This window comes from Pseudomonas sp. MF08875 (assembly GCF_059862525.1).
The window spans coordinates 1-8254 of the sequence record NZ_JCBCUW010000091.1 but is presented as its reverse complement, the minus strand read 5'-3'; the positions used below and the strand labels follow the sequence as shown (position 1 = coordinate 8254).

At 53.3% G+C, this 8254-nt stretch carries 9 protein-coding genes and 5 pseudogenes; 4 read left to right on the top strand and 10 right to left on the bottom strand.

All coding sequences use genetic code 11. The features are described from left to right. Nucleotides 1-288: 288 nt before the first annotated feature. A complete protein-coding gene (locus tag AC19YT_RS27745) occupies nt 289-567 on the top strand; it encodes a hypothetical protein (protein ID WP_095023249.1) in 279 nt (92 codons plus the stop codon). Between the two features lie 61 nt (nt 568-628). Here the strand turns inward: AC19YT_RS27745 and AC19YT_RS27740 are convergent. The 3 genes and pseudogenes from AC19YT_RS27740 to AC19YT_RS27730 form a co-directional block, all read right to left on the bottom strand. After that, a pseudogene (locus tag AC19YT_RS27740) lies at nt 629-742 on the bottom strand (DUF411 domain-containing protein); the annotation flags it as partial. Between the two features lie 27 nt (nt 743-769). Continuing rightward, nucleotides 770-1042 carry a heavy-metal-associated domain-containing protein gene (locus tag AC19YT_RS27735; RefSeq protein WP_095023248.1) on the bottom strand — a complete coding sequence of 91 codons (273 nt, stop codon included), beginning with the start codon at nt 1040-1042 and terminating at the stop codon, nt 770-772. A 114-nt stretch (nt 1043-1156) separates the two neighbouring features. After that, nucleotides 1157-2293, bottom strand: a pseudogene (locus AC19YT_RS27730) (heavy metal translocating P-type ATPase); the annotation flags it as partial. A gap of 231 nt (nt 2294-2524) precedes the next feature. Between AC19YT_RS27730 and AC19YT_RS27725 the strand changes: the two are divergent. Next, entirely contained in the window at nt 2525-2677 is a 153-nt protein-coding gene (locus AC19YT_RS27725; protein WP_500611349.1) for a YHYH domain-containing protein, read from the top strand. A 25-nt stretch (nt 2678-2702) separates the two neighbouring features. On the opposite strand, the gene AC19YT_RS27720 is transcribed toward AC19YT_RS27725, so the two are convergent. The 4 genes and pseudogenes from AC19YT_RS27720 to AC19YT_RS27705 form a co-directional block, all read right to left on the bottom strand. Then, nucleotides 2703-3188, bottom strand: coding sequence for a hypothetical protein (locus AC19YT_RS27720; RefSeq protein WP_500611348.1), 486 nt, complete (start codon nt 3186-3188; stop codon nt 2703-2705). After that, complete coding sequence (locus AC19YT_RS27715; RefSeq protein ID WP_095023239.1) at nt 3185-3394, bottom strand: hypothetical protein; 210 nt, start codon at nt 3392-3394, stop codon at nt 3185-3187. The genes AC19YT_RS27720 and AC19YT_RS27715 overlap by 4 nt, the downstream gene beginning before the upstream one ends. Before the next feature lie 166 nt (nt 3395-3560). Next, nucleotides 3561-4256 carry a hypothetical protein gene (locus AC19YT_RS27710; protein WP_500611347.1) on the bottom strand — a complete coding sequence of 232 codons (696 nt, stop codon included), beginning with the start codon at nt 4254-4256 and terminating at the stop codon, nt 3561-3563. Nucleotides 4257-4598: 342 nt separating this feature from the next. Then, a pseudogene (locus AC19YT_RS27705) lies at nt 4599-4886 on the bottom strand (DUF7693 family protein); the annotation flags it as partial. A 141-nt stretch (nt 4887-5027) separates the two neighbouring features. On the opposite strand from AC19YT_RS27705, the pseudogene AC19YT_RS27700 reads away from it, so the two are divergent. Both AC19YT_RS27700 and AC19YT_RS27695 read left to right on the top strand, forming a co-directional pair. After that, a pseudogene (locus AC19YT_RS27700) lies at nt 5028-5726 on the top strand (transposase); the annotation flags it as partial. 23 nt (nt 5727-5749) lie between these two features. Next, complete coding sequence (locus AC19YT_RS27695) at nt 5750-6136, top strand: hypothetical protein (protein WP_500611346.1); 387 nt, start codon at nt 5750-5752, stop codon at nt 6134-6136. Nucleotides 6137-6394: 258 nt separating this feature from the next. On the opposite strand, the gene AC19YT_RS27690 is transcribed toward AC19YT_RS27695, so the two are convergent. The 3 genes and pseudogenes from AC19YT_RS27690 to AC19YT_RS27680 form a co-directional block, all read right to left on the bottom strand. After that, entirely contained in the window at nt 6395-6946 is a 552-nt protein-coding gene (locus AC19YT_RS27690; RefSeq protein WP_448125497.1) for a hypothetical protein, read from the bottom strand. Between the two features lie 151 nt (nt 6947-7097). Next, nucleotides 7098-7724, bottom strand: coding sequence for a hypothetical protein (locus AC19YT_RS27685; RefSeq protein ID WP_448125496.1), 627 nt, complete (start codon nt 7722-7724; stop codon nt 7098-7100). A 411-nt stretch (nt 7725-8135) separates the two neighbouring features. Continuing rightward, nucleotides 8136-8254, bottom strand: a pseudogene (locus tag AC19YT_RS27680) (IS30 family transposase); the annotation flags it as partial.

The window sequence follows — 8254 nt, the reverse complement described above, 5'->3', positions numbered from 1 at the left end:
CTTTAATGCCTCTTCCACCGGGACACGACTGCTAAGCTTATCCACAATTGCTGATGCCAAAATCAGCAATCCGCCCTGGGTCAATTTTCAATCGGCAGGGTGGGTCAGTTTTCAATCAGCGCCAACATTACGTCTTGGCGACGTTCCAGAGGGGTAATGGACGTGCAAGCCTGCGTGAGTTTCTGCGGCTTTCACGGGGGATGCACCACTTCACCCCGCGAGGGTTACAGTAATGGTCGTGGTCTTCTTCCACTGGCGAACCCTCCTGAATGGCTTCGAGGTGGTGTCATGATCGTCAAGGCAGGCGAAGTCATCTGCATTGCCTCGGGCATTTTTGAGAATTACGACCGCGCTGGGCCCTTTGTTGCAACGCAGGACTTCGACCTCGATTCATTAATAGCAGAGGCAGTGAAGCCGCTCACAGAGAAATGGGAAGTGTCGAGTTTGTTTGGCGATATACCCAGGGTGCTTTTCGAAAACGGGCTTATCACCAAGCTTCCTTGTCGCAAAATTTACCTAGGAGCGATGGGCGAAGTCGACATTCGGGAAGAGCAGGATGACCTTTGATGACGACGCTTCAAGCATTTTACTAAAGCGTCATGATGGTAGCGATAGAGCTGAGATGGTTTGCCTTGCAGTAGCCGCAGTTAGGATCGCGGTAAACGTCGATGACTTCAGCGGCTTGTGCCGCTCCGGTCATGGGTAGTGTCGTGAACGCGGCAATTCGCAGACTGGCATTCATGCGAGTTCTCCAGTTTATTACTAATTCTTACCGGCAGCAGCAACCGCCGCCGTTCCCGCCACAGCCCGAGTTTTTCTTACTCGCTACGCTTTCCACTGTCGCCAGCTGTGCTGGATAGCCCGCGTTCTCCAGGGCTGTAAGCAGCGCATGGCTGTGCGAATCGCCGCTGACCTTCACCCGTCCGGCTTGTAAATCCACCGATACGTCACTCACGCCTTCAACTGGGCGCAGCGCTTCGGTGACATGTTTGACACATGAACCACAGCTCATGCCTTGGACTTGCAGTTCAACAATTTTCATTGGTGACTCCTCACAACAAAGTTGATCATGGAAAGACTAACGCATGAGGCTTTTTTGCGGCGTTGGCTTATCCTCAACCTTGCCGCCATGGCAAGGTCAAGCGGTCGTTGTCACTCAATCAATGGAAGCCTGGCGCAGACGTAAGGCGTTGAATACTACCGACGCCGAGCTCACGCTCATGGCCAGTGCGGCAATGAGCGGTGACAGAAGGTGACCGGTAAGTGGATAGAACAAGCCGGCAGCCAGTGGGATGCCCATGGCGTTATAAAGGAAGGCGAAGGTCAGGTTCTGGTGCATATTTCTCACCGTCGCGACTGACAGGCTGCGCGCCCGTAGGATACCGAGCAGATCCCCCTTCACCAGAGTGACCTGAGCGCTGTTCATCGCCACGTCAGTGCCAGTGCCCATGGCGATTCCTACATCAGCGCGAGCCAGTGCGGGGGCATCATTAATGCCGTCGCCGGCCATCGCCACCCGGTGTCCGGCTAGTTGCAAAGATGCCACCAGACGTTCTTTATCTTGCGGCTTGACCTCGCCGTGAACCTCCTCGATGCCCAACTGGCGGGCTACCGAGCGAGCAGTTGTAAGGCCGTCGCCAGTGGCCATGATGACCTTGACGCCATCCGCCTGCAGACGCTCGACGGCCAGCTTCGTGGTGGGTTTGATGGGGTCGGCAACAGCCAGTAAACCCGCCAGGGCGCCGTCCACTGCCAGGTACATGATGCTCGTACCGTCGCCGCGTAGCTTCTCGGCATGTTCTTGCAAGCTGTCTGTGGAAACGCCGGCTTCCTGCATCAACGCGGTATTGCCTATCATCAGTCGGCGACCCTCGACCTGACCGCTTACACCAATACCTGAGGCTGACTCGAAGGTTTCAGGTGTCACCAGTTTTAGCCCTGCGGCACGAGCCTGCTCGACGATGGCGTGGGCCAATGGATGCTCACTGCCCTGATCGAGACTTGCGGCCAGGCGCAACACTTCATCCTGAGTAAATCCGGGTACGGCCTCGACGCTATGGAACGCTGGTCGACCTTCCGTGAGGGTGCCAGTTTTGTCGACTATCAAGATGTCTATCTTGCGCAGGTTTTCGATAGCGGCGGCATCGCGAAACAATACGCCGCTGCCAGCAGCCTTGCCGGTCGCAACCATGACTGACATCGGTGTCGCTAGGCCAAGGGCACAGGGACAGGCGATGATCATGACCGCGACAGCGTTGATCAGTCCGAACACCCAACTTGGCTCGGGCCCCCAGGTAGTCGAGCATTTCTCGAAGAAAGAAAGCGACGAGTTTCTCGTTTATAGATGTTTCTGCATCCCCCCTAGGGGGATATAGCACCATCCTAAACTAGAGGCGGGGACAGCTCAAGAAATAGGCGCTCCGCCTTTCATCGAATGTCAGGCAGAGAGTGAGGAAGTCGCTTGCCCAATGAAGGCAGTTGGCCATACGCTGCGGAGCGTGAGAGGTCTCACGGATATAAACAAATGAGCATGGAGCAAGCCCTGATGAAACTGTCTGCCCTTTTGATCGCCGCTTTACTTTCGATTTCGTCCTTTGCTGCCTTCGCGCACAGCGGCGGTACTGATTCAAAAGGCTGCCATCGGAACCATAAAACGAACGACTACCACTGCCACTAAACGGCAATAGTCCAAACTGGTCTCCTCACTTTTGACGAGGCCAGTTGAGCCAGGTTTCCATTTTTTGCAGTCTGCCCAACTCGTGAAGCTTTGGCTTTCCTAAATCTAAAATCTCATAGAGCCTTTGCCTTTCCTCTAGAGAGGGAAACCATTCGGCCACCTCGACATTACATTGCCCAGAGTGACTCAGTGCCCACTTCACAATCATGTCGGCGGTAGCTCGATAGTGATCTGCCATAAAGAGCCGTCGACCCTCTGCAAACCAACCACGCTTGGCTAGTTGTTCAGTTACGTCAATGACACCGGCGTCTCCAAAGAAATCGGTCGTATCTGGATAATGAAAAACTGCCAAGGACACTTTCGCTACGCCCGAATCGCGGTCGAAGTAGGACAGGAAATGCCACCCACCTGTAGTGCTTCCAGCGTGCGGAAAGTTGATCGCAGCCTTGCCAGTGATGTAGTGCGTGCGGGAAACGCGTTTGAGATCAAAATCGAAAAGCGGCTGGGTCATGGGAGTTTTTTGAGCCGGGCCAGCCCCTGTTTGATATGACCAGCGTTCTCACCAATTGTGTAAAGCGCACCACGGACGTTGTCGCCCACTTCCGCATGTCCCTGGGCTTCTACCTTGAGGGTTAGCTCCATGAGCGCAGCTTCGAGAGCGAGCTGATTTTGGTACATCCTTTCCAGCACATCTGACAACGAGTATTCACTGGGCATTTATATCGTCTCCTAATAGTAGTTCCTGCATCCTGCGGTGCTAAAAACTGTCCGATTACTTGCTGGGAATTTAAAAGAGCTTTATGAGATTCGCAGTCGAGACTTTATGTGGCGCGTATTGAAAATACAGGTTGAGGGTAACTTGCAGGTATCGCATTCGTCACTTTTAATCCGTTACTTGTTCGTACCCTGCATCTGTCTTTTTAAAATTTCGTCGCTTTATAGTTATTGGATTGTCGATCATTGCTTGGACAGGGCAGATGTGACTAATATCCGAAATATCACCAACTTGAAATTCATAAGCGCCCCTGCTATTCAAGCCGGTACTTTCAACGCCAAATGATATGCGAAACTCGCTTTGCCAAGAATATCTAATGTCCTTGGTAAATAGCCCCAAGGCTCCGGAATAATTATTAAGCTCCCGATAGTTGATTAACCCAAATCCGTCATGTATAAATGGAGAGCTAAACGCATTTTTCTCCTTCGCAAGAGCCATATTTATTCTACGACCAAATTCTGTTGCGTTTGTTATAAATAGCACATGCGTCCCGAATTCCAAAAAACGCGGATCGAATTTAAGCATCCCATCCACTTCACCCGTAATTACTGCATCCTCGTTCTCTGATAGTGCCCCCATGCAAAAAAGCATGATGTTTTTAGGTTGAGGAAAGTCAGCTCGCAAGATCGCTGCCGGCCCCAGATCTGTCTCCATATCACTCTCACCGATCTTGATTGAAAGTGTCGAGTAACCTTCATAGTTTTTCCCAGCTCTCAAGATACCGTAGACCTTTTCTAGTTCATCCACTCGAAGGGCGATTGACTCTTCATCCTTAAGGTTGGAAAAGTAGTCGAGACTGTTCATATATAGACATCCTGCCTGCATCTGGCGGAGTCGTTCGTAAGATGAGACTTTGAATAGCAGCCAGAAGTCTTTACGAGGTGGTGGATCTTGAAAGAATTGCTGAGTCCCGAGCTCCATTTTTTGCTCTCACAGCATGTAGATACGTTAGCTATAGCAGGTTCTACAAAATGTTTCTATCTGGCTACGCCTGACTCAGCATGGTTGGCAAGTGGAGCTTGTAGGCTGCAGCCGCAGGCGTGAACATGGACGCCAGCAGGGCCGAGATGCTGGCGTCTAAATCTAGGCTTGGTTCACAACAGCCAGCCCCTGAAAGGGGTACGCACCGAAACGGTAATTTTCACTTCACAATGTCTTTAGCAGTTGCTCGAGTGTCTGATGTTCCCATGTGCTGAGTAGTGCAACTGGATCAGTGCCAAAGCGATCCCCCGAGTCAAACGACCACCGCCGCCCATCAGGACTAACGCATTGTTCGCAGTAGTCGAGCTGATCGCAGTCGTTGTAAATCGACATTCGCCATCCATCGATATCGACTTGGAAATGGCCGGAATAGATGTGGGCCCATGACTGCTGACCAACCTTACTCATGACGCTTCGACCGAAAATCGCCTCCCTTAGTACCTGGGATACCTCTCTTGCGGAGAGCGCAGCCGCTGTGTTTTGTCTAACTCTACCGACTTGGAATGAGCGAGCTTGTGCTCTGGCTGTTGGCGCTGATTTAAAACTGACCCACCGGGGATGCGGCGGAAATCTTGGACTACCTGGAGGTAGTTCATGTACTCATACGAAGACCGTATCCGAGCGGTCAAGCTCTACATCAAACTGGGCAAGCGAACCGGGGCAACTATTCGTCAGTTGGGCTACCCGACGAAGAACTCTTTGAAGAGCTGGCACGCAGAGTATGAGCGATGCCTCGACCTGCCGCGTGGCTACGAGAACTCGAAGTCGAAGTACTCACTGGCCCAAAGGGAAAAGGCTGTCGGGCACTATCTCGAATACGGTCGCAACATCGCCGCTACCATCAAGGCGTTGGGCTACCCCGCGCGGGATTCGTTGCGTGCCTGGATTTACGAAATGCACCCCGAGTTGCATACGCGTATTGTCGGTCGATCAGACGGGTTAGCCCGGCCGCCAGCGGTGAAGCAGGCAGCGGTCATCGCGCTGTGCACGCGAAAAGAAAGTGCGAAAGCCCTGGCTCAAAAGCTGGGCGTGTGCAGGCCGACCTTGTACAACTGGAAAAACCAGCTACTCGGCCCAGAGGTATCCCCATCCATGAAGTGTCGGCTTGAACCCTCATCGTCACCGGAACGAGAGGAGTTGCAGCGGCAACTCGAATCTCTCCAGCTCGATGTTCGCCGTTTGCAGCTTGAACATGACCTGTTGATGAGGGCGAATGAACTCATAAAAAAAGAGACGGGCATCAACCGGCAAGTCCTGACCAATCGGGAGAAGACATTGCTGGCTGATGCCCTAGCTATCCCATTGAGGTGGCTGTCGTGTCGAGTGAGTTCGCCTTCAACACGCTGATCAAACCAGCTAGGTACTGGACGCACTGGTCGTTTGATGCCCAAGACATGCATGGTCTCAATCAGGATTATTTGCGTGAGCAAGGTGATACCCCAGGTGCTGTGGCGAGACATATGAATCAGCTGTTTTCAGGGCATGTGCTTTGCAGCGATTCACCACAAGATGGTTTTTGGCTCGACGTGCTTTTCGAGGCCGCAGATCTGATGCCGACCTTTGAGTTGCAGCCTTTGGAAGTTTTTGTCGGTCGGGAGGCGGCTAGTGACATTTATCGCCTACTGCCAACAACTAGGCACCACCGAGCTCTCCATGACGCGACTGCTTTGATGGAAGCCTGCCGCGCTTTTTTCAAAGATTGAACAACCTCCCCTCAACTTACGAAAGCTCTGATTCCTGTGAGTTTTGGATGTAGTTCAGCTTGCCTGACCGCCCGATCCGAAGCCAGGTAATTATGCGGCTCGATAAGGCAAGCGGAGCATGCAGGCGTGTGGGATGGAAGCCCGAAGGGCCGAGACGCCGGCGCTTGCGCCAAAACCCGGTTTACAGCTCCTCCCCAAAGGGGCACGGCCAATGTTAGGTCGTAGGAACTTAAGACCAAGACCTGCTTGGTGGAGCCCTCACGGCTCCGCATCCAATGCATCCATAGCCTCGCTCACAGTCGCGTACCAGTGGAGCTTACCGAGCTGTAGGGCATTCGCAATTTGCCTGTTGGTATTACGGTCGATCCAAAACGGAAGGCTTTCCTGACCACCTGAGAACAGCCTAGCCGTCGCCACAGCGAAACGCCCCGTCTTTGTAGACTGGAGACACACGTAGCGCAAAGTAGCGCCGGTCTGCAACCGACGCCAAGCCACCACCTCGATACAGTCCATAGCGCTCACCGGAGCCTCTATGGTGGCACTCGCTTCCTGTTCCACCTGGACGTCTCCCGCTGGCGTGAATGACCTGCTAGGCGCTCCTGGCTTGTGGACAAGGTGCTTCAACTGCTCACGCGAGGCGACAATCTGGTCGCGGAGCTCTTCGGGGTCTATAGACATGCCGCCCCGGTCGGTGACCGAAAGGGTCTTCAGGCTGTTTGCCGCCCGGATGAACTCAAGCTCACGCGCTATCTCCCGCTCGGGGCGGCGTTCGGGGAACAGCCAAGCTGCAAGTCGCTGGAGGTTTGTCATAGGTGCTCACGGCCTAGAGCAAGTCCCGTACCCCTCTGGTCATCCCGTAAGGCGGTACAGGCGCCATATGCTGATGCGTACAAAAACTCATCGATAAATTTCATCTCAGCAGCCAGTAAGAGTCTGTTGTCCAGTCGGATTGCGGTTCGAGCTAGAGCTCATGCAAAAACGGCGGACACTGAAGGCATTCGAAATTAGCGTTCGCAAAAGCCGGGGGGGGCGTAGAGACGTTCGGGCATATCCCCTGCGGCGTATTCAGATAGTGCTGACTCATCGCCCGTAGATCATGACTAAGGAAAATCTCATAAGAGGAATCTGAAGACTTCATGGTCAGCGTCAGTGGGGCGTGCGAATCAGACTTGATGAGCTCGGCCCTGATGGCTCGCTCAACGATACGGTTGTTGGAATGACCGTACTGCTGCCGGTAGGTGCTCAACTGCAAGAAGGGCCAACTAAAAATTTGGGCCTGAAACTCCTCAAAAGAGAAGGCCTTGCACCTCCCCGCACTTGCAAGTTCGGCGGTCATCGTAGCCATGCATTCGTTCATCACGTCTACCAATGCAGGACATTCGCGAGAGCAAGGATCGGACTCTGAAGCTGCCGCCGTGGCTCTGACAGCATGATAGTCATCGTATCCCAGACAGCGTGCAAGGAGGTTCTGGGCCTCGGAAAGTCCGATGACGTTTATACCAAGCCAGTCGCGTTTCAAGGTTTTTGCCAGCCGTGAAAATCCACTGCCCGCATTGAGGTCATTCAGAAATATGGGTACACGCAGCATGGTCATTCTCCATTGGTCTGAGCGGTGTCGGCTGCCCGCAACGACTGATGTCGAATGCATGTGACAGGGGGGAGCGAAATGTCTGTGGGTTACCTTCGCGTGCCGACCGCAGGATCCAGACTGACCAACGTAAAAATCCTAACACGAGGAATGCAGCCGTTGTAACGTTTTCGATGCGCCATTTGCGTCATGCCGTGAGCAGGGTAATGCTTGCAAGGTTGCTGTACGAGGCGGCGCAGTGCTGTGGGAGATTGCTGCACTTCGATAAGGTGATTGATCGAAATTTGCTGTCATGTTCTAGTGAGCTGAAGTGGCTGTTTGATATCGTCAAGGTAGACAAGATGACTGATTTTTCCCACCTGGAAGGCCAGATCCGCGAGTGTTTTGGACGAGTTGTTTACACACCTGAATTCAACACATAAGTGCAACGCTCACCCCTGTATGCACTTCGTACGGCGTCTTCCAGCCCAAGCGCTTGCGCGGGCGTAGATTGATCCTCGCTACTGTCCGATTGACGGCTTCGACGGTCA